Here is a 19,976-nt window from a genome sequence, read left to right on the forward strand (position 1 = left end):
CCTCACTTCATTTTCTAAAGCAGGCGGTATGCTGTGGGCATGACCCAGACCCCGCAGACCGCCCAGGCCGAGGCCCAGGTGCTTGTTCCTCTGACCACCCCAGAAGAAGTCGAGCAGTTCCTGACCGAGTACCCACTGGCCGCCGTCTTCAAGGCCGGCACCTGCCACAAAACCATGCAGGGCTTTGGGGTGCTGGAAACCTTCCTCCAGCGTTTTGACCTGCCCGTGGGCTACATCCGGGTGGTGGACTGGCGCCCGGCCAGCAATCACGTCGCGCAGCGCACCGGCCTGATTCACCACAGCCCGCAGTTCATTCTGTTCAAAGACGGTGAGGCGCAGTACGAGGTCAACAACTGGGACATCACGCCAGAGGCCCTGACCCCGGTGTTTCAGGCCCAGGTGCCCGCCCGCCAGGGCACGGCCAGCGTCGCCACCGACGACAACGTGGAGCCCTACCGCCGCCTGATGCGCGCCTACCTGGACGGCACCCTGAGCGAGTGGGCCTTTCAGGACCAGTACGTCAACCTGTTCCGTGATGACGCCAGTCTGCGCAGCCAGCGCGAATTCGAGCTGCTGTCGCGCCTGTTCGGTGACCCCGACGCCTACCACGGCGGCCTGCACCAGCTGGGCGCACCGCAGGAACGCGGTGACCTGCGCGACCGGGTTCAGGCGCTGCTGGACGAGCTGTAATTCCTGACCCTCTGACCCCTTTCTCAGACCAACCTCACGCGGCCTCCGGGCCCTGCGCGTGAGGTTTTGCATTTGTGTAAGCGGCCCGTAAGAGGGTATGGGGTGTCATGGGGGTGTTTCCCGAGCTTCGCCCTGCCCACTGCACGCTCTGTGCGCCCTCACGTTAGACTCACCGGAACCTCCATGCCAGAACCCACAGCCCCCCAGATGCCCCCCCTGAACCACGCCGTTGCCGTGCCGCAAGGTGACGCTGTCTACGCCGGCCTCAGCACGGACCACTATCCCTGGACCGAGGTCATGACGGACCTGACCCTGCGGCAGACGCAGGGCTTCACCGGCACCTTCGACGCCTGGCAAAAAGGACGCTGGGTGCGGTTTGTGTGGTCGCGCGGCGCGCTGCTGGGCGGGTACACGCACGGCGGCCAGGCCGTTCCCTGGCACGTGGCGATGCAGGGTGTGCCGCGCGCCCGCGTGAGCCTGGCGGCGCTGCAGCCCAATCTGGCCGAGTTGCTGTGGGCCACACGCGCCGCGCCCGGCCAGGCGGCCCCGGCCCCCTGGCCCGCGCTGCGCCCCCTCTTGGAGCAGGAGTCTTTTCACGGCCTGTTGGTCTCGGGGCTGAACTGCAGCTTCTGGTCGTATGGCCGCTTTATCGGGGGCGGGCTGCCTGACCAGGGGGCACCGTGCGCGCTCTTCGCCACCAATGCCGAGGACAACCGCGCCCAGTTTGCCAGCTTCTGGCAGGAGCTGCTGACCACTGTTCACCGCGCCCAGCCGCTGGATACCGTCTGGCAACAGGTCACGGTGCGGCTGGTGGGCGACCACCCCTGCCTGGACCCGTTCGCGCAGGATGTCAGCTTCCGTGACGGCGTCCTGACTATCGAAGAGGGAGTGCCGGTCCGGGAATTCCGGCCGGCCCTGAACGCCGCCCTGCGCGCCAGCCTGTCCCGTCTGGGCGTGCGGCTGGGTGACCTGCCGCTGGACGCCCTGCGCCAGCGCCCCGAGTGGGCCGCCTCTGGCCTGGAGACCTCATGACCCTGACTGCCCCCACCTGGCCCGACGGCCTGACCGACCAGACGCCGCTGCCATTCAACATCTGGCGCGTCATGACGCATGTGGATGGTCTGCGTGACCTGACCGAGGTAGCGCGCCTGGCCGGCATGACGGTGCCTGACGCCCAGGAGCGCCTGCGCACCGCCGGCGAGTGGGTCAAGCGCGCCAACCAGAACCACCAGCAGGTCTCGGATGACACCGCCGACGCCGTAACCGCCTGTCTGACCCCCGTGGTGGGCCCGATGGCCGCCGTGATGGTGGACGAGGCCCTGGACGACCTGGGCGACGGCGCCACCCTGAACGCCCTGCTGTCTCATGTGGCCCGCCAGCTCACGCCTGAACGGGTGCAGCAGTTTGCCCGTAACCTCCGCGCCAGGGGCCTGGCATGACCGCCCGGCCCCGCTGCGCCGCCCTGACCCGCCGCCCTACGACCCCCCTCACCCTGGGAGCCCACACATGAAGTACACCGTTGTCATCCGAGAAGCTGTCGCGCAGGACAAACGGGCCACGCTTGAGGCCCTGTTGCAGGAGCGGTTTGGGCTGAACGCCGAGCAGGCGCAGCGCCTGGGCAGCCGCCGTTCAGGCCGGCTGATGAAGCCCACAGGGCGCCCGCGCGCCGAACTGCTGATGTCCATGTTTCAGCAGGTGGGTGCCAGCGTGGCCCTGGAAGAGGTGCGCGACGAAACCGACCTGGTCAGCGAGCCGTTTCAGGGCGTCACTCCCGCCCCCAGCCGCCCGGCGCCTACCCCCTTTGCCGCCGACGACGCGCCGCTGGCCCCTCTGCAGACGCAGGCCACCGCCTCGCAGGACATGGCCGACCTGCGCGCCTCGGCCATCTGGCCCGCCGTGCCCTTTGGCGCTGACGACGCCAGCGCCGCCAATCCCTTCGCGGCCCTGAACGATCCGTTTGCGGCACCTGGCGCCAGCGCGGGAGGCATGGACAGCAGTCTGGCCAGCGCCCTGGGGAATCTGGACACCACACCGGGCGGCTGGGGCAGCAGCGGCGGCGCGGGAACAGCAGTGCTTGACCCGGTGGTGGCGCCCGCACCCCTCCCGGCGGCGCCTGAGGCCGGGGCCGACGTGTGGTCGGACTTTACTGGCGCCCTGACCATCCACGACTCGACCCCCACCAAAACGGCCACAGCCGCCGAGGTGCCGCAGCAGCCTCTGGACACCATGGTGGTCACGCCCCTGACCGACGAGGCGCCCAAGGCCAGCGCCCGGCGCACCAGCCTGGGGCAGCGGATGGCCCTGGGCGCACTGGTGCCGCTGGGCGTGTCCAGCCTGCTGACCCTGACCGTGCTGTCCCTGACCCTGCCACGCCTGCAACAAAATCAGATTCAGAGCAACGCGCAGGCCGTGGCCGTGGCCGTCAGCGGCAACATTGACCCCAACCGTGGGTACGGCAACATCGCACCGCAAATCGAGTCGCTGGTCAATAGCTCCAGCGTGGGCTTTGTACAGGTGGAACTGCGCGACGGCTCGCGCTTCTTCTCCAGCCAGACGCCCGACATCAACGACATTCTGAACGCCGAAGTCAGCAACTGGCTGACCGACAACCCCACCAAGAACAACTACGTGGGCAGCATCTCGCCGGCCAGCGTCTACCAGGCCCGCGCCGACGAACTGAAGGAACTGGGCGGCACGGCCAACGACGTGGAGAAGTTGCAGGCGCAGGCCAATGACCCCAAGAACCAGCAGAAGACGGCCATCAACTACATCGTGCAGCAAATCACCGTCTCGGAGCAGAACGGGCGCCGCGTGGTGGAGACCGGGCGCAACGTCGAAGGCAACGACAACCTGCTCTATACCGTGGCCGTGGGCGTGTCCAATGCCCAGCAGCAGGCGCAGCTGCGCAACACCATTTTCCTGGTGCTGTTCGTGTCGCTGCTGGCGCTGGGTCTGGCCGCCTACCTGGCGCTGCGCGCCGCCCGCCGCGTGGTGGAGCCCATCGAGCAACTGGTGAAAATCGCCGACGCCATCAGCATGGGTGACCTGTCGCGCCCCGTGCAGGCCGAGCGCAACGACGAGATCGGTGACCTGGCCCAGGCCCTGGAGCGCATGCGCCTGAGCCTGGACTCGGCGATGGAGCGTCTGCGCCGCCGCCGCCGAGGCTAAGCGACACAGCAAACTGGGCCGCCCCGCAAAGGGCGGCCCAACGCTTTGCTGTGATGACGCTCAGCTGGCCTGCATGCTGTGCTTCATGTCACGAATCTGGTCGTGACTGGCCTTGACCTGCGCGTACTGCCCTTCCACGAAGGAGCGGATATCGGCGGGCAGCTCGGCTTCTTTCAGGACATCCTGATAGTTCTCGACGGCCACGTCCTCGCCACGCTCGCACTCGGCCACCACCTGATAGTCGTCGCGGCCGGTCAGGGCGTCACGCACGTTCAGCCAGGTGCGGTGCAGGGCCGCGCCCACGCTGCCACTCTCGCGGGGCTTGTCGCCCAGGCGGCTGATGTGTGACTCCACGTCGCCGGCCATCTGGGCCCGCTGCACGCTGCGCTCCATAAAGAGGCTGCGTAGGCCAGCGTCGGTGGCGTGTTCGGCCGCGTCCTTAAAGCCCTTCTCGCCGTCACGCAGGGTGCCCAGCAGGTACTGCAATTTGTCCAGCACAGTCTCGTTGTTCATGGTCATGGGTGCATCCTCCAGTCTGATATGGGGGTGTGATGGGGTCTGCCGCGCGGCTTGCGCAGGCGCCGCAAGGTTGAACGGCCCCAGCGTAGGGGGCGGCCCCGCTTGCCACCTGACAGTTCGGCCAAGGCGTCCTTTACCGTCAGTTGGCGCAGGCTTGCCCCATCTCACATCTGGCCCCGCCGGACGTGCTCTGCTGCCGTCATGACGCCCTGGCTTCTGAGGATGCGCTGGCTAGACCTCTGTTTTCTGCACTGGGCGGTGCCGGCTGAGACCATTCAGGCCAGCCTGCCGGCCGGGGTGGAGGTCGACACCTGGCAGGGTCAGGCCTACCTGGGCGTGGTGCCGTTCCGAATGGAAGACGTGGCCCCGCGTGGCTGCCCAGCGGTGCCGGGCCTGAGCGCCTTTCCTGAGCTAAACCTGCGCACCTACGTAAAGGTGAACGGCGAACGCGGCGTCTGGTTTTACAGCCTGGACGTGACGCAGCCGCTGGCCGCCGCCCTGGCGCGCCGCCTGTTTCATCTGCCCTACCGCGAGGCGCGCATGTGGGTCAGCCGGGAAGGCGACGTGACCCGCTATGCCAGCGTCCGTACCGATGAGCGAACGGGCGCCGGGGCTTTTGCCGGGGCCTACCGCCCGGTGGGCCAACCCCTGAGGCCCGCCGCAGACAGTCTGGAGCATTGGCTGACCGATCACCTGCGGCTGTTCAGCGCCGACCGTGCAGGTCACCTCTACCGGGGCCGCATTCACCATCACCCCTGGCCCCTGCGCCGCGCCGAGGCTGAGGTGCGCGTCAACACACTGGCGCAGCCGCTGGGCCTGACCCTGGACGGCCCACCCCACGCCCTGCACGCCGAGCGCCTTGAGGTGCGGGCATGGTGGAGAGACCGGCTGACGTAATGAGGCGAGGAGCAAGAGAAATTTATCCAGTGACCAGATCAGAGGACCCATTCAACATTCAGAAGAGCGTGCTGCTCTGGCTCCATACCGGGACTTAGCGCCAGGAGGAAATGAGCGCCCGATACTGAGGCAAGTGCCTGCTTGAAAACAGATGCCTTGGCAGCATAGGGAACGAGGGAGCCTTCCATTCCGAGGAGAACAGCCCTTAGCTGGGGCGCCTTTAGTCGGAGGACCGCGCCACCTCAGCGACCTATTCTGGGTGCTCTCCCGCCTGTTTCGCCGCCTGGTCAGTTCATACACTCTGCGACTTCGATGCGCCCTAATCCTGTCTCACTGGAGGGTCAGCGCAAATGGTGTCTCCAGGCCTGCCTGCGCCGCTTCGCGCGCCACCTGGGGGGCGTAATTCAGCGCCAGCACCGCGCGGTAGGTGCGCTGCGCCAAGTTGCGGTTGCCCTGGGCGTCGCGCACCTGCCCCAGCCGGGCCAGCACCAGCCCTGCCAGGCTGCGCGGCAGGTCGTCGGTCAGGGCGTGGGCGGCCTGTTCCAGCAGCGCGCGGGCCGGTGCCAGCTCGCCCACAGCCAGATACACCCCAGCGGCGGCGGCGTCCAGTTCGGCGCGCGGAGTGATCTCGTCACCGCTCTCGCGTTCCAGGGCCGCCAGCAGGGCGGACAGGTCATCTTCCTCGCGCAGTTGCCAGGCGCGGTCGGCCAGCGCGCGGCGGCGGCTGAGGTCACCAGGGACAAACGAGGTGATGTCGGGCAGGCTGGCCTGAGGCAGCAGGCGCAGCAGGTCGGGCAGATCATCAAGAGGCACCAGAACGGCGCCGCTTTGGCCAGCCAGCGCAGCAGCCAGCTCGGTCAGGCGACGCGCCCGCCAGCGGGTGCCGGGGCCTTCATCCAGAACGGCGCGTTCGGCCGTGGCCTGCGACTGAAGCTGGGCCAGAAAATCAGGGGCCAGGGCGCCAGACAGGCTGAGCGGGGCGGTGACCAGGGCAGCCAGCGCCGACTGGGCCTGCGCCGCCGCCTTCAGCCGCTCGCGGCCCTGGGGGTACTGGCTCAGAAAGCCCACCAGCGCTTCGTGTTCGGCGTCAGCCCAGTGCCACTCGGGGGCCAGGCCGTCCTGAACCGCAATGCGGGCCGCCGGCAGCGCGTCCCGCAGCGGGTGGTCCGGGTCGGGGCCAGAGGCCCACAGCACCTGAGGGGCACCCAGTTCACGCAGCACTTCGACCACGGTGCCTGCATTGAACTGCGGCTGGAGGCGCAGCAGGTCACCCAGGTCAGGCACCAGGGTCAGCACGGTCAGGCGCCCGCCCCGTTGCGTTTGCGCCCGCCCACGCGCACCACGTCACTGACGCCCGGCACGCCCAGGATGGCGCGGCGCACCGCTTCCAGGTCGCTTTGGCCCGTGACATGCAGGCGCAGGTGAATCACGGCGACCTCCTCTTGTCCCACCACCGCTTCGACCTTCGTGGGGCTGTGTTTCTCGCGGGCCAGGACACCCAGCACGTCGGCCAGGAGGCCCGCGCGGTCAGGTCCAATCACGTCCACATCTATCAGTGTGGTGCCGGGCGTACCCGCCTCCCAGGAGGCCGCCACGCAGCGCTCGGGTTCGTCCTTGAGCAGGCGAATCATGTTGGGGCAGTCAATGCGGTGAACCGAGACGCCGCGCCCGCGCGTGAGGTAGCCCATCACCTGATCGCCGCGAATGGGGTTGCAGCACTGGCTGAGCTTGGTCGTCGTGGTAAAGCCTTCCACGTACACGCCGCCCGGTTCGGGGGTGCGGGGCACCGGCACGCGCCGGCTGGTGGCCGCCGCCTGTTCCTGGGCCAGTTGCGGCGACAGCACTCGGCCCACGCCGCTGGGGGTCAGCTTGCCCGCGTGCAGCGCCTGATACAGGTCGTCGGGGTTGCGGGTGCCCAGCAACTTCTGGGTGGCGTCTTCAAGCAGTTTGGTGCGCATCAGTTGCCGCACGGCCAGCTGGCGCTTACGCAGATACCGTTCCAGCAGGTCGTGGCCGTGTTGCAGCGCCTCGCTGCGTTCCTGCTGCCGGAAGTGATGGCGAATCTTGGCGCGCGCGCTGCGGGTGACCGCAAAGTTCAGCCAGTCCTTGCTGGGGTGACCGTTCTTGCTGGTCACAATTTCCACCATGTCGCCGTTGCCCAGTTTGTGAGACAGCGGCACAATCGAGCCGTTGACCCGCGACCCCACCGTGGTTTCCCCGATGCGCGTATGAATGTGGTACGCAAAGTCCACCGGGGTGCTGCCCGCCGGCAGGCTGATGGCCAGGCCCTTGGGGGTAAAGACCCGCACCCGCTGAGACAGGATGTCCACCTTGACGGCGTCCATGTAGTCCGAGGCGTCGTTGATCTCGTTTTGCAGCTCGCGCAGCTGGGCAATCCAGTTTTCGCGGTCCTTCTGGGCCAGCTGACTGCCCTGCTTGTACATCCAGTGTGCGGCGATGCCGTATTCCGCGACCTCGTGCATGCGCCGCGAGCGAATCTGCACCTCAATCGGCTGGCCACTCTGGCTGATCACTGTGGTGTGCAGCGACTGGTAGCCGTTGGGCTTGGGCACCGCAATGTAGTCCTTGAAACGGCCCGGCAGCGGCGTCCAGATGGAATGCACGATAGAGACCGTGTGGTAACAGATGCGCTTTTCGCGGGTGGCTTCGGCCCGTTCGCGCCTCGCTTCATCGGTGCCGGGCGGCACCACAAGGTCGCGTGGGGTCAGCATCACGCGGATGGCCAGCAGGTCAAAAATCTGCTCCAGGGCCTTGCCCTCGCGCTTCATCTTGTTGTGAATGCTCCAGAGGTGCTTGCTGCGCCCGGCGATATCAATGTCGGACACCCATTCGGGCAGTTCCAGGTCGTCTTCCAGCGCGGCGCGCAGGTCGGCCACGGCGCGGGTAATCAGGGCCTCGCGCTCTTCCTGGCGGGTGCGCAGGCGCGACTGGAGGTAAGCGTAATCGTCGGGGTGCAGGTACTGAAAACTGAGGTCTTCCAGTTCCCACTTCATCTGCCCTATCCCGAGCCGGTGCGCCAGCGGCGCGAAGATGTCCATCGTTTCGCGCGCAATGCGCACCTGCTTCTCGGGCTTCATGGACCCCAGGGTGCGCATGTTGTGCAGGCGGTCAGCCAGCTTGACCACGATGATGCGGATGTCGCCGGTCATGGCAATCAGCATCTGGCGCAGGTTCTCGGCCTGCACGTCGCGGCCCGTCTCGCTGACCTCGGCGGTCTGCGACCCCTGCTTGGACAGCTTGCTGACCTTGGTTTCCCCTTCCACGATGCGGCGCACGTCGGGGCCAAACTGGCCCTCTATGCCCTCGAAGGTGACGCCCTCGACATCCTCGACCGTATCGTGCAGCAGCCCGGCCATGATGCTCTCGGTGTCCATGCCCAGCCGCGCCAGCACGACCGCCACCGCCACCGGGTGCGTGATATACGGCTCGCCGCTCTTGCGGTTGACCCCCTCGTGGGCGTCGCGCGCAAACTCATAGGCCCGCTCGATGCGCGCCCCGTCCTCTGCCGGGCGCGACGCGACCAGGGCGCGCAGCTCTCCCATTCCATGTTCGCCAGCGACCACGCCCTGCACAATAGCGCCTGGCTGCGCTGGGGCTGCTGCGGCGCGCACCTTTCAGCACAGCACCCACCGGGGGCGGTGGGTGCCGGGGATCAGTGAAGTGTGGTGGTCGGCTGCTTCTGCTAGCGGCGCTCGCGCACGCGAACAGGCACAGGCACGGGTTGAGGTTGCGGATTGCCCTGAAGCACTTCGCGCAGCCACTCGACAAATTCGCGCAGGCCCTTCATGGACCCATTCTAGAGACCCGCGTCTGACACAGATGGCACGGGGCTTACGATGGGTTTATTCATGGAGGGAGGCTAAGGGGCGCCCGCACTGCCCGCCGCGCCCCTGTACGATAGCTTCACCCGATGCCTGCCCTGCGCGCTTCTGCCCTGCCGGCCACACTGCTGCTGACCCTCCTGCTGACGGCGGGACTGCATGTGGCCTGGCTGGTCTGGCGCTGGGGCCCCCCCGAGCAGGCGGCCTGGTACATCAACCTGCCCTACCTGCTGGTGATTGCGCTGTCGGCGGCGCTGGCGGGGCTGGCCTGGCGGCGCAGCGCGGCGCCGCAACGGGGGGGGCTGCGCCTCCTGACCCTGGCCCTGCTGGCCCTGACGCTGGGCGAGGGCGTGTGGGTGGCGGCCGAACTACTGACAGCCACCGTGCCGCCCATCTCGGTGGCAGACCTGCTGTACGGCGCGTATTACGTGCTGCTGGGCCTGGCCCTGCTGCGCCTGGCGCGCGTGAGCCTGCGGCCCCTGGAAACGGCTGGGCTGCTGCTGGACAGTGCCATCATCGTGGGGGTGGTGGGCATTTACGCCTGGTACGGCTTTTTGGGCGAGCTGGCGACCGACACCAGCACCCCGCTGTCCCAGCGCCTGGTGGCCCTGGCCTACCCCACACTGGACCTGGGCCTGCTGACCCTGGTGCTGCTGGCGGTGCGCGGGCGCGACGTGCGGTTTCCGGTGCTGCTGCTGGCCGCAGGCCTGGCCACCTACGCCGCCGCCGACCTGACTTACGCCCTGCACAGCAGCCGGGGCCACTACGAGTCCGGGCAGTGGCTGGACGCTCTGTGGACGCTGGGCACCGCAGCCCAGGCACTGGCGGGATGGTGGCTGCGCCGCGCGCCCCTTCAAGAGACGGGCGCCCCTCCCCCCGCAGGCCTGCGGAGGTTGCTGCGCGCCCTGCCCTACCTGGCGGTGGCGCTGTCCTGCGGGCTGCTGCTCCTGACCTTCGGCACCTCAACCCCGGCGGCGCGCGGCGTGGCCTGGGGAACAGTGGCGCTGTTTGCGCTGGTGATGTGCCGTCAAGCTGTGTCGTTTGTGGAAAACGCCCGCCTGAATCAAGAGCTGCGCACCTTTGCCCAGAAGCTGGAGGCCAGCCGCAATCTGCTGAGCCATCAGGCGTTTCACGACGCCCTGACCGGGCTGCCCAACCGCGCCCTGTTCCGTGACCGGCTGGAACAGGCGCTGACCACCGCCACCCGCTACCGCCAGCGGGTGGCGGTGCTGTACCTCGACCTGGACGGGTTCAAGCTGGTCAACGACACGCTGGGCCACGCGGCGGGCGACGAACTGCTGGTGCAGGCCGCTGGCCGGATGCGGGGCTGCCTGCGCGAGAGTGACACCCTGGCGCGCATGGGCGGCGACGAATTCACGGTCATCCTGACGCATCTGGGGCAACCTGAAGATGCCGAACTGGTGGCTGGTCGCCTGGTTGGGGCGCTGGCCCAGCCCTTCGAGTTGGCCGGCGAAGGGGGCCAGGACAGTGGACTGGCGGTGGTGACGGCGTCGATTGGCCTGAGCGTGTACGACGGCCACGCGCCAACTGAGCAGACGGGGCCACCCCCGAATGCCAGCGCCCTGCAGCGCCGCGCCGACCTGGCCATGTATCAGGCCAAAACCCAGGGCAAGAACAGCTACCGCGTCTTTCACCCCGACATGGAAGCCACCGTCCACGCCCAGGAGCGCCTTGAATCGGCCCTGCGCGGCGCGCTGGACCGTGGGGAGTTTACGCTGCACTATCAGCCGCAGGTGCGGGGCAGCGCCGTGACCGGCGTGGAGGCGCTGCTGCGCTGGACCCACCACGACCTCGGGGAAGTCCCGCCCGACCAGTTCATTCCGGTGGCCGAGGACAGCGCCGTCATCCTGCCGCTGGGCGCCTGGGTGATGGACCAGGCCGCCGCCCAGGCCGCGCGCTGGCAGGCGGCAGGCACCCCGCTGCGGGTGGCGGTCAATGTCTCGCCCCGCGAATTTGCCCAGAGTGACTTTGTCGAGCGGGTGCAGGGCACCCTGACGCGGCACCACCTGCGCGGCGAGTGGCTGGAACTGGAAGTCACCGAGCGCCTAGTCGTCCGCGATATCGAGGCCGCCGCCCACAAAATCCGGCAGCTGCGCCGCCTGGGCGTTCTGGTGTCGCTAGACGACTTTGGCGCGGGCCATTCCGCGCTGAGCTCGCTGATGAAATTGCCCATCAGCGCTCTGAAGATTGACCACGAATTCGTGGAGAACGCCGAGTTTCACGAGGGCGGACAGCAGCTGATTCAGGCGATTACCTCCGTGGCGCGCGCCATGAATCTGGCTGTGGTGGCCGAGGGGGTGGAAACGGAGCGCCAGCTCAACATGGTCCGCGCCTTGGGCTGCGACCAGGTACAGGGGTTTCTCTTTGCGCGCCCCATGCCCGCCGACGACCTCACCCGCTGGCTGGCCGAGTGGCGCGCGGGCGGAGGCCAGGCGGGCGGCTAATACGGATTCCGTTTATTCCGCCCTCCAAGCAGCACCCCACTGCTTCACCAACTCCACGTCCGGAACCCGTTTTTTCCTGCTCGCTTCGCTCGGATTGAATCGTTATAAAAACGATTCAATCGGAATCCCTATAACTGGCCAGGGCGCGCAGGCGGCGTACCGTTTCAGCGGGCAGGGGATGCCGGGCGCCCGGCAACGGCACCAGCAGCCCAGGCGCCTGCGGCGGCGCTGAAGAAAACAGCAGGAGGGCCGCCAGGCCTGCCCGGCCCCGCGCAAAGGCGCGGCTGTCCAGTCCAGAGGCGGCCGGGGACCCAGCGGTCAGCAGGCGCAGCGCGGCTGACCACACGGCCGCGCCATCTGTGTCCGGGGGCAATACCACCGCCAGGACGTTGACGGCCCCTGCTGGGAGCTGGCCCACCTTGTCGGCCACGGTGCGGGCCAGTTTTGGGACCAACGCCGCCTGCGTGCTGGCGGGGCGCAGACGGGTCACCTCCAGAAAGAAGCCGGGGCCCCCGTCCGGCGAGGCGACCTGAAAGTCCGGCCCCCGCTTGCCAGAGGCGGCCAGGGGTTCATAGACCAGCGTCCAGCGCCGCTCGCCCAGCAGCCAGGCGGCCAGACCCAGCTCGGCGGCCACATCAGCCAGTTCCTCCGGGCCCGAGCCCGAGGCCTGGCGCAGTTTGCGCCGCACCTTGTTCTGGTGGTGGTCCAGAAAAGTCAGAAAAGGCCGTGAGGCCTCTGCCCAGGCCAGCAGCGGCGGCGCGAGGGCCAGGGCCGTTTCGCCGCACAGCCCCGCCACCAATTCGGTCACCCGCCTGCCCATAGGCTTCAGGGTAAGCCGCAGATGCCTCGCCCGGGTCAGACCCAACCTGAGAGAATAGGCCCATGCTGCCCGCTCTTCAGCCGCGCTTTGTTCAAGAGCTGGCCTCATCCCAGCGCATTCTGATTGCAGGCATGGGCGGCGGGTTCGATGTGTTCTGAGGCCTGCCCCTGTACTTCGCCCTGCGCGCCGAGGGCAAACAGGTGTTTCTGGCGAACTCTTCGTTCACGTCCTTTCTGCCCACTCTCGGGCGCGACCTGGCACCTGCCGTGGTGACCGTGACCCCAGACCAGCGGGTGACGCCCGGCGACTACTGTCCTGAATACTGGCTCAGCCGGTGGCTCCAGACTCAGGGCGAGCCCAGCACTGTGTATGCCTTTCGCCAGGTGGGCGTGCAGCCGCTCAAGACGGCGTACGAGGCCCTGTGCGATCACCTCGCTCTTGACACCGTGCTGTTGGTGGACGGCGGCACCGATTCCCTGATGCGCGGCGATGAGTCGGGCCTGGGCACGCCGCATGAAGACGCGACCAGTCTGGTGGCCGTCAATGAGTTGCGCGGCGTCAAAACACTGCTGGCCTGTCTGGGGTTTGGCGTTGACGCCTTTCACGGGGTCTGCCACGCCCACTACCTGGAGGCCACCGCCGAGCTGACCCGTGCCGGTACCTATCTGGGGGCTTTCAGCCTCACGCCGGGGATGCTTCCTGTCCAGCAATACCGCGGCGCCTGCGAGGCCGCCTTTCAGATAATGCCCCGGTACACCAGCATCGTGAACAGCAGCATTCTGAGCGCCATCGAAGGGCAGTACGGCGACCACCATGCCAGCACCCGCACCCACGGCAGCGAACTGTGGATTAACCCGCTGATGGGCCTGTACTGGACGTATGACCTGGGGGCCGTCGCCCGGCGACTTCAATATTACCGGCCGATGCTGGACACCCTGAGCTTGTCGGACGTGGGCCTGGTCATTGAACGCCACCGGGACGAGGTGCCTCTTCGGCCCAGGGTGGACATCCCAGTCTAGAGCCGAAGGGTGATGTTCCAGAGCTGCCCACCTTGCACCGCGACATGCGCGCCAGAGGGCGTTTGCCAGAGTTGGCCCCCGCTCTCCTCCTGCTGGAGCGACACGGGAATGCCCTCGGCCTGGCACCAGCGCAACAAGCGGTCTCTGTCTGGCACCCAATCGAAGCCGCACCAGTTGATGAGGTCAGAAGGTGCGTGAGACGTGGCGAGCTCCAAACTGCTGAGCTGACCATCGACAAGCCAGAAAACAAGGTTGCCGCGCATCAATTGATAGACACCCTTCCGGGTCTGACCCGCTTCAAACGTGACCCGGAAACGGCTGAGCAGGTGTTCTATCCGGTCATTGGGTCGCAGAGGCAACTTCTCCCGGGCGGTGAGCAAGGTGCGAAGAGAAATAGTGTTGAGGCGCGGCACCCGACCATCCTGGGTGCCGCGCCTCCATTTTTCGTCTGCGTTTTGTCTTACTCCGCGAAGCGTTTCAGCACGTCGCGGCTAATCACGAGGCGCTGCACTTCGTCGGTGCCCTCGCCAATGCGGGTCAGGCGGTTGTCGCGCCAGAAGCGCTCGACGGGGTACTCCTTGATGTAGCCGTAGCCGCCCAGCATCTGAATGGCCTCGTCGCAGGCTTCCACGCCCACGGTGGTGGCGTACAGCTTGGCGCGGGCCACGGGGACGGTGAAGTTCATGCCTGCGTCTTTCAGGTCGGCGGCCTTGCGGATGAGCAGGCGGGCGGCTTCTAGTTTGGTGTCCATGTCGGCCAGGCGGAAGGCAAGGTTCTGGTTGTGGGCAATCGGCTTGCCGAACTGCTCGCGGCCCATGGTGTAGCGCGCGGCGTATTCGTAAGCGGCGCGGCCCAGGCCCAGGCCCATCGCGGCAATGCCCACGCGGCCCCCGTCTAGCACCTTCATCACGTCTTTGAAGGCGTTGCCGCGCTCGCCCAGCAGGGCGTCAGCCGGCAGGTGAATGTCCTCGAAAATGAGCTGGGCGGTGTCACTGGACCGCAGGCCCAGCTTGTCTTCTTTGCGGCCAATGGAAAAGCCCTGCACCTCGTCGCGGTTAAACACGAACGCGGAAATCCCGTCGTTCTTGCCCTTGCCGGGGCGGGCCGCGTCGGTGCGTGCCAGCACGACGTAGGTGCCGCCCACGCTGCCCTGGGTGATGAAGTTCTTGGAACCGTTCAGAATCCAGCTGCCGTCGGGCTGCTCCTTGGCGTTGCTGTGCATGCCGCCGCTGTCGCTGCCGCTGCCGGGTTCGGTCAGGCCCCAGGCACCCAGCTTCTGGGCACTGGCGAGGTCGGGCAGAAACTTCTGCTTCTGGGCTTCGGTGCCGCCAATCAGGATGTGGCCCTGGCACAGGCTGTTGTGTGAGGCGACCGTCAGGCACAGGCTGCCGTCCACCGCCGCCACCTCTTCGATAATCATGGCGAAGGTCGCCGTGTCCAGGCCGGCGCCGCCGTATTCCTCGGGGGTCTGGGCGCCCATAATGCCCATCTCGCCCAGTTCGCGGACGATGTCGAAGGGGAATTCACTGGTCTGGTCGCGCTCAGCGGCGCCGGGTTCGACCTTGTTCTTCAGGAAGCTTTTCAGCGCGCTGATAATCGTGCGCTGGTCATCGTTCATGGGCTGCGTGTTGGCGTTGGCCGGACGGTCAAGGGTACTGGTCATGGGGGGCTCCTGTGGAGGGGAAGTGGAAACGGTGCGGTCGGGGAGGTGACTGGGCTGGGAGCGGTGCTGGCCGCCCCTTTACACCTGGAACACGCCCACCCGGAACTCCTCCTGCACCGGGTTCTGGGCGCAGGCTTCCAGGGCGCGGATCAGGCGGTCACGGGTGTCGTTCGGCGGAATGATCTCGTCCACCCAGAGGCGGGCGGCGGCGTAGCGGGGGTCCAACTCGGTGTCGTACTTGGCCTTGACCTCGTCGTACAGACGCTGCAGTTCCTCGTCGTCGGGCTGGTGCCCCGCGCGCTTCAGGGCCGCCAGCTGAATGTCCATCAGGGTCTTGGCCGCCGCGTTGCCGCTCATGACGGCGTATTTGGCGCTGGGCCAGGCGAACAGGAAGCGGGGCGCGTAGGCTTTGCCGTTCATGGCGTAGTTGCCCGCCCCAAAGCTGCCGCCGGTGATGATGGTGATTTTGGGCACCACCGAGTTGCTGACCGCGTTCACCAGCTTGGCGCCCCGGCGGATGATGCCTTCCTGTTCGCTGTCGCGGCCCACCATAAAGCCGGTCACGTCGCTCAGGAACACCAGCGGCACCCCCGCCTGGTTGGCGTCCATGATGAAGCGCGCGGCCTTGTCGGCGCTGTCGCCGTAAATCACGCCGCCCACCTCAATCCGGGTGCGCAGGCCCGGCTCGCCGCCCGCCTTGAGCTTCTTCTTGATGACAGTGCGCTGGTTGGCGACAAAGGCCACAGGATAGCCGCCGGCGCGCGCAAAGCCGCACACCAGCGTTTCGCCGTATTCGGGCTTGAACTCGTGGAATTCGCCGCCGTCTACCAGGGCGGTAATCAGGTCGCGGACATCGTAGGTCTTGCTGCCGTCAAAGCCCACCAGATCGGTGAGGTCGCGCTCGGGGGCCGGCACCAGCTCTTTGCGGCGGCGGGCGAACGGGGCGACCTCGCCCTGCGCGTACAGGTCAGCCAGCGCGCGGATGCGCTTCAGGGCGGCCTCGTCGTCGGGCTCCTTGTAGTCCACGGTACCGGCGATGGAGGCGTGCATACTTGCCCCGCCCAGATCCTCGCTGTCCACGACCTGCCCAATGGCCGCCTTGACCAGCGCTGGCCCGGCCAGATACAGACCCGAGCCCTCGGTCATGATGAGGGTGTCGCACATGACGGGCAGATACGCCCCGCCCGCCACGCAGTTGCCCATGATGGCCGCGATCTGCGGAATGCCGCGTGCGCTCATGCGGGCATTCAGGTAGAAGACCCGGCCAAAATCGTCCTGATCGGGGAAAATCTCGTCCTGCATCGGCAGGTACACGCCGGCACTGTCCACCAGATAGACGACCGGCAGCGCGTTTTCCAGTGCGATGGTCTGCGCCCGGATGACCTTTTTGGCCGTGATGGGAAAGAAGGCGCCGGCCTTCACAGTGGCGTCGTTGGCGACGATCATCCAGGGCCGGCCCCCAATGGTGCCAATGCCGGTCACGGTGCCGCCGGACGGACAGCCGCCCACATCCTCATACATGCCGTAGCCGGCGAACGTCATCAGCTCGTCGAAAGGGGTGCTCTCATCAATCAGGCGGGCGATACGCTCGCGGGCCGTCAGGCGGTTCTTGTCATGCTGACGCTGCTGGGCTTTGGCACCGCCGCCCGCGCGCACCCGCGCCTGGTCCGCAGCGAGGCGGGCCAGGGCGTCGGGCCAGGGGGCAGGCGGCGCCGAGGGGGCGCTGGTCTCAGGCTGGGTCATTGCTGGGCACAGTCTAACAAACGCCCGTTAGGAGAAGTGGATGCCGCCTGACAGGTTCATACTGCGGCATGACTCTTCCTGCTGGCTGGCCTGCCGGGCCGCGCCTCCGTGGACCGCTGGCTTCCTGGCTGGGCCACGTCCCGGACCTGCGCCGCGACGCCCTGGGGTTTTTGCACCATAGCCGCGCGGCCTACGGCGACCTGTTCCGCATACGGCTGGGGCCGCGTGACGTGCTGGTGGTGGCCGACCCTGGGGCGGCGCGCGAAGTGCTGGTGGAGCAGAGCGCACACTTCCGCAAAGGCCGGGGCATTCAGAAGATGCAGCCGTTTCTGGGCAGCGGGCTGCTGACCGCCGAGGGCGACACCTGGCGGGGACACCGCCGCTTGATGCAGCCGGCCTTTCACCGCGCGGCGCTGGACAGCATGGCGGCCGACATCGTGGCGGCGACCTCTCCCCTGCTGGAGCGGCTGCGGGCGGCGGCAGGGACAGGCGAGCCGGTGGACCTGGGTCGCGAGATGCTGCATGTCACCCTGCGGGCGGTGGCCGCTGTCCTGTTTGGCACGGCGCTGGCCCAGGAGGAACTGGAAGTCGTGGAGCGCGAGTTGCCTCCACTGCTGGCCCGGACCGCCGACCGGGTGCGCTCGCCGGTGGACTGGCGCCTGCCCACACCGGGCCAGCGGCAGGAACAGGTCGCCACCAGGGCGCTGGACACGCTGGTTCACGGGATCATTGCGCGGCGGCGGGCGGCTGGACCAGGCGGCCACGACCTGCTGGGGCAGTTGCTGGCGGCGCGCGACGAGCAGGGCGGCGGCCTCAGCGACACCGAACTGCGCGACGAGGTCATGACTCTGTTTCTGGCGGGCCACGAAACCACCGCCACGCTGCTGACCTTCCTGTGGCTGAGCCTGGCCCAGCATCCCCAGGTCCGCGCCGCCGTGCAGGCCGAGGTGCGTGGCGCCCTGGGCACGGGCGCCCCCAGCGCCAAGCAGATGAGGGACTTGCCCCTGCTGCACGCCTGCCTGCAGGAGACTCTGCGGTTGTACCCACCTGCCTGGCTGCTGCCCCGGCAGGCGACGGCGCCGGTGACCGTAGGCGGCGTGCCGCTGGACGCCGGAGCAGAAGTCAGCGTGAACGTGTTCCTGATTCAGCGCAACGGACGATTCTGGCCCGAACCGAATGCCTTTCGTCCCGAGCGCTGGGCACAGGTGGGCCGGACCCCCGAGGCCTTCTTGCCTTTCGGCGCCGGGGCGCGGATGTGTATTGGCAACCACCTGGCACTGCTGGAAGCGGCCCTGATTGCCGCGCTGGTGCTGCGCGACTTCACACTGGAGGTGCCTGGCGGGGGTCCGGGAGGCCTCACCGCAGGCTTGACCCTCAAACCAGACGGGCCGGTGCTGGCGACTGTGCACTAGGAGGGGTGCCGGGCCGCTCTCACCCGGCCCGGTCATTGGAAGTTGCTCAGAGCATTTCAGAGCGCGGCTGCGCCCCTGGCGCTGGCAGTTGCATCTTCTCAGGCGTAAATAGGTGCGCCGGTTTTGGCCTGCAATTCTTCTAACGTCACGCCGGGGGCCAGTTCAACCAGATGCAGGCCGTTTTCCGTCACGTCCAGCACGCCTAGGTCGGTAATGATGCGGTTCACGACGGCCTGACCGGTCAGCGGCAAGGTGCAGTCACGCAGGATTTTGTGAGCGTCCCCCTTGGCGGTGTGCTCCATTAGCACGACCACGCGCTGCACGCCGGCCACCAGGTCCATAGCGCCGCCCATGCCCTTGACCATCTTGCCGGGAATCATCCAGTTGGCCAAGTCGCCCTTTTCGCTGACTTGCATGGCACCCAGAATGGCCAGGTTGACGTGCCCGCCCCGAATCATGGCGAAACTGTCTGCACTGGAAAAGAAGCTGGCGCCAGGCAGCGCCGTCACCGTCTGCTTGCCCGCATTGATGAGGTCGGGGTCTACCTCCGCTTCGGTGGGAAAGGGGCCAATGCCCAGCAGGCCGTTTTCGCTTTGCAGCATCACTGATACGCCCTCGGGAATGTGGTTGGCCACCAGGGTCGGCAGGCCGATGCCCAGGTTCACGTAAAAGCCGTCACTCAGTTCGCGGGCGGCGCGGGCCGCCATCTCGTCTCTTGTCCAGGGCATAGGCGCCTCCTTAGGGCATGTTCGCTGGGGAAATCCGCTGGCAGCTTGCGGCGCGGCGCCCTGGGGTGTCAAGCGGGCCGGTCGGCCGCCGGGCCACACAGGCGGCGCAGGATGACGTGGTGGTCCTCGAAAAAAGCGCGTGGCTGGCGCAGGACCGTGTCCAGGTGGTAAGGCCGACTGCCCGGCACGGGCGCCGGGTCCAGCTGCACCTGGGCCACCGCTGGCCACACCAGCGAGCGGGCCGGATGGGCAAAGGTGGCGACCGCTACAGGCAGAGGCGAGTCAGACGGCCAAATCTCGCCCGGCAGCGCCAGCAGTCCAGCCCCCACCGGGCCAGCGCGGCGGACCAGCCACACCTGCCCGCCACGCTGGTGCAGGTGCAGCACCTCTGTCCTGGGCACAGGGGTCTGGGCCGCGCTCAGGCGGGTCCGCTCAGCCTGCACCGCCTGAAACTCGGCTTGCAGGCGGCAAAAGGTGGAGGTGTGTAGAAAATCATTCAGGGCGGCTGTCACCCCGTCAGGGAGGCCGGCCGGCACCTGTCCCTGCCCGAACAATGCGGCGCGGACGGCGGTGGCGTTCAGGTCGCCGTGGGCCGGAGAGGGGTCCAGCGTCCATTCGGGGAACCAGCGCAGATAGACGCTGCTGGCATCTTTTTCAAAGCCAGTCAGCACGGTGCTCTGGGTGCCCACCTGGGCCGCCTTTTGCTGCACAGCGGCCCGCACACTGGCGGCCCAGCGCGCTGCGTCAAATTCGTCGGCCAATGGGACCAGGGACAGGCGGCCCGTCGCTGGGAGGCTGGCCCGAATCAGGCGGGCGCGCTCGGCCGCCGTCCAGGGATTGACCACGCTGCGCGTCAGATTGGCGCTGCCCAGCAAGATGAGCAGGTGGCTGTGCCGCGCCAGCGCCGTCTCGATCAGGTGCAGGTGGGCGGCGTGTGGCGGCTGAAAGCGGCCAATGAGGACAGCTAGAGTGCGGCCTGGGGGCACCGCCCGAGTCTAGAGCAGGCAGGA

Annotated in this window: 17 protein-coding genes; 8 read left to right on the plus strand and 9 right to left on the minus strand. The window is 67.5% G+C overall.

What is annotated here, in order from left to right; all coding sequences use genetic code 11:
- Window positions 1-39: 39 nt before the first annotated feature.
- The 4 genes from abxC to K7W42_RS00240 all read left to right on the plus strand — a co-directional run bounded on the left by abxC (window position 40) and on the right by K7W42_RS00240 (window position 3,858).
- Entirely contained in the window at window positions 40-690 is a 651-nt protein-coding gene (abxC, locus tag K7W42_RS00225; RefSeq protein WP_224571353.1) for a monothiol bacilliredoxin AbxC, read from the plus strand.
- Window positions 691-873: 183 nt separating this feature from the next.
- Entirely contained in the window at window positions 874-1,722 is an 849-nt protein-coding gene (locus tag K7W42_RS00230) for a hypothetical protein (RefSeq protein WP_198170422.1), read from the plus strand.
- A complete protein-coding gene (locus K7W42_RS00235; protein WP_157458238.1) occupies window positions 1,719-2,129 on the plus strand; it encodes a DUF8082 domain-containing protein in 411 nt (136 codons plus the stop codon). The genes K7W42_RS00230 and K7W42_RS00235 overlap by 4 nt, the downstream gene beginning before the upstream one ends.
- A gap of 67 nt (window positions 2,130-2,196) precedes the next feature.
- Window positions 2,197-3,858: a HAMP domain-containing protein gene (locus tag K7W42_RS00240; RefSeq protein WP_224571354.1), complete on the plus strand. Its 1,662-nt coding sequence runs from the start codon at window positions 2,197-2,199 to the stop codon at window positions 3,856-3,858.
- 60 nt (window positions 3,859-3,918) lie between these two features.
- On the opposite strand, the gene K7W42_RS00245 is transcribed toward K7W42_RS00240, so the two are convergent.
- Complete coding sequence (locus K7W42_RS00245; RefSeq protein ID WP_224571356.1) at window positions 3,919-4,371, minus strand: PA2169 family four-helix-bundle protein; 453 nt, start codon at window positions 4,369-4,371, stop codon at window positions 3,919-3,921.
- Window positions 4,372-4,578: 207 nt separating this feature from the next.
- Here K7W42_RS00245 and K7W42_RS00250 point away from each other — a divergent pair, with 207 nt between their 5' ends.
- Window positions 4,579-5,274, plus strand: coding sequence for a YqjF family protein (locus K7W42_RS00250; RefSeq protein WP_224571358.1), 696 nt, complete (start codon window positions 4,579-4,581; stop codon window positions 5,272-5,274).
- Between the two features lie 330 nt (window positions 5,275-5,604).
- Here the strand turns inward: K7W42_RS00250 and K7W42_RS00255 are convergent, their stop codons facing one another.
- Both K7W42_RS00255 and K7W42_RS00260 read right to left on the minus strand, forming a co-directional pair.
- Entirely contained in the window at window positions 5,605-6,570 is a 966-nt protein-coding gene (locus tag K7W42_RS00255) for a hypothetical protein (protein ID WP_224571360.1), read from the minus strand.
- Between the two features lie 2 nt (window positions 6,571-6,572).
- Window positions 6,573-8,837 carry a RelA/SpoT family protein gene (locus tag K7W42_RS00260; RefSeq protein WP_224571941.1) on the minus strand — a complete coding sequence of 755 codons (2,265 nt, stop codon included), beginning with the start codon at window positions 8,835-8,837 and terminating at the stop codon, window positions 6,573-6,575.
- Between the two features lie 368 nt (window positions 8,838-9,205).
- On the opposite strand from K7W42_RS00260, the gene K7W42_RS00265 reads away from it, so the two are divergent.
- Window positions 9,206-11,581 (plus strand): putative bifunctional diguanylate cyclase/phosphodiesterase, encoded by a 2,376-nt coding sequence (locus K7W42_RS00265; protein WP_224571362.1) that lies wholly within the window; start codon window positions 9,206-9,208, stop codon window positions 11,579-11,581.
- A 115-nt stretch (window positions 11,582-11,696) separates the two neighbouring features.
- Here the strand turns inward: K7W42_RS00265 and K7W42_RS00270 are convergent, their stop codons facing one another.
- The gene (locus K7W42_RS00270) at window positions 11,697-12,401 is read right to left on the minus strand and encodes a hypothetical protein (protein WP_224571363.1); all 705 of its coding nucleotides are present in this window, start codon (window positions 12,399-12,401) and stop codon (window positions 11,697-11,699) included.
- A gap of 200 nt (window positions 12,402-12,601) precedes the next feature.
- Between K7W42_RS00270 and K7W42_RS00275 the strand changes: the two genes are divergently transcribed.
- A complete protein-coding gene (locus tag K7W42_RS00275) occupies window positions 12,602-13,420 on the plus strand; it encodes a DUF1152 domain-containing protein (protein ID WP_224571365.1) in 819 nt (272 codons plus the stop codon).
- Here the strand turns inward: K7W42_RS00275 and K7W42_RS00280 are convergent.
- The 3 genes from K7W42_RS00280 to K7W42_RS00290 form a co-directional block, all read right to left on the minus strand.
- Window positions 13,417-13,833, minus strand: coding sequence for a hypothetical protein (locus K7W42_RS00280; RefSeq protein ID WP_224571367.1), 417 nt, complete (start codon window positions 13,831-13,833; stop codon window positions 13,417-13,419). The genes K7W42_RS00275 and K7W42_RS00280 overlap by 4 nt on opposite strands.
- A 47-nt stretch (window positions 13,834-13,880) precedes the next feature.
- Complete coding sequence (locus K7W42_RS00285) at window positions 13,881-15,083, minus strand: acyl-CoA dehydrogenase family protein (RefSeq protein WP_157458246.1); 1,203 nt, start codon at window positions 15,081-15,083, stop codon at window positions 13,881-13,883.
- Between the two features lie 78 nt (window positions 15,084-15,161).
- Complete coding sequence (locus K7W42_RS00290) at window positions 15,162-16,826, minus strand: acyl-CoA carboxylase subunit beta (RefSeq protein WP_224571369.1); 1,665 nt, start codon at window positions 16,824-16,826, stop codon at window positions 15,162-15,164.
- A 68-nt stretch (window positions 16,827-16,894) separates the two neighbouring features.
- On the opposite strand from K7W42_RS00290, the gene K7W42_RS00295 reads away from it, so the two are divergent.
- Window positions 16,895-18,238, plus strand: a complete 1,344-nt coding sequence (locus tag K7W42_RS00295; protein WP_224571371.1) for a cytochrome P450 — start codon at window positions 16,895-16,897, stop codon at window positions 18,236-18,238.
- Between the two features lie 98 nt (window positions 18,239-18,336).
- On the opposite strand, the gene K7W42_RS00300 is transcribed toward K7W42_RS00295, so the two are convergent.
- Both K7W42_RS00300 and K7W42_RS00305 read right to left on the minus strand, forming a co-directional pair.
- Window positions 18,337-18,966, minus strand: coding sequence for a CoA transferase subunit B (locus tag K7W42_RS00300; protein ID WP_224571373.1), 630 nt, complete (start codon window positions 18,964-18,966; stop codon window positions 18,337-18,339).
- A 68-nt stretch (window positions 18,967-19,034) separates the two neighbouring features.
- The gene (locus tag K7W42_RS00305; RefSeq protein ID WP_224571375.1) at window positions 19,035-19,952 is read right to left on the minus strand and encodes an adenylyltransferase/cytidyltransferase family protein; all 918 of its coding nucleotides are present in this window, start codon (window positions 19,950-19,952) and stop codon (window positions 19,035-19,037) included.
- Window positions 19,953-19,976: the final 24 nt, after the last annotated feature.

The organism is Deinococcus betulae, from assembly GCF_020166395.1.
GTDB classification, from domain to species: Bacteria; Deinococcota; Deinococci; order Deinococcales; family Deinococcaceae; genus Deinococcus; species Deinococcus betulae.

Excerpts from the sequence above, each read along its gene's own strand:
- abxC (WP_224571353.1), top strand. The coding sequence starts at position 40 with ATGACCCAGACCCCGCAGACCGCCCAGGCCGAGGCCCAGGTGCTTGTT.
- K7W42_RS00230 (WP_198170422.1), top strand. The coding sequence starts at position 874 with ATGCCAGAACCCACAGCCCCCCAGATGCCCCCCCTGAACCACGCCGTT.
- K7W42_RS00235 (WP_157458238.1), top strand. The coding sequence starts at position 1,719 with ATGACCCTGACTGCCCCCACCTGGCCCGACGGCCTGACCGACCAGACG.
- K7W42_RS00240 (WP_224571354.1), top strand. The coding sequence starts at position 2,197 with ATGAAGTACACCGTTGTCATCCGAGAAGCTGTCGCGCAGGACAAACGG.
- K7W42_RS00245 (WP_224571356.1), bottom strand. The coding sequence starts at position 4,371 with ATGAACAACGAGACTGTGCTGGACAAATTGCAGTACCTGCTGGGCACC.
- K7W42_RS00250 (WP_224571358.1), top strand. The coding sequence starts at position 4,579 with ATGACGCCCTGGCTTCTGAGGATGCGCTGGCTAGACCTCTGTTTTCTG.
- K7W42_RS00260 (WP_224571941.1), bottom strand. The coding sequence starts at position 8,837 with ATGGGAGAGCTGCGCGCCCTGGTCGCGTCGCGCCCGGCAGAGGACGGG.
- K7W42_RS00265 (WP_224571362.1), top strand. The coding sequence starts at position 9,206 with ATGCCTGCCCTGCGCGCTTCTGCCCTGCCGGCCACACTGCTGCTGACC.
- K7W42_RS00270 (WP_224571363.1), bottom strand. The coding sequence starts at position 12,401 with ATGGGCAGGCGGGTGACCGAATTGGTGGCGGGGCTGTGCGGCGAAACG.
- K7W42_RS00285 (WP_157458246.1), bottom strand. The coding sequence starts at position 15,083 with ATGACCAGTACCCTTGACCGTCCGGCCAACGCCAACACGCAGCCCATG.
- K7W42_RS00290 (WP_224571369.1), bottom strand. The coding sequence starts at position 16,826 with ATGACCCAGCCTGAGACCAGCGCCCCCTCGGCGCCGCCTGCCCCCTGG.
- K7W42_RS00295 (WP_224571371.1), top strand. The coding sequence starts at position 16,895 with ATGACTCTTCCTGCTGGCTGGCCTGCCGGGCCGCGCCTCCGTGGACCG.
- K7W42_RS00300 (WP_224571373.1), bottom strand. The coding sequence starts at position 18,966 with ATGCCCTGGACAAGAGACGAGATGGCGGCCCGCGCCGCCCGCGAACTG.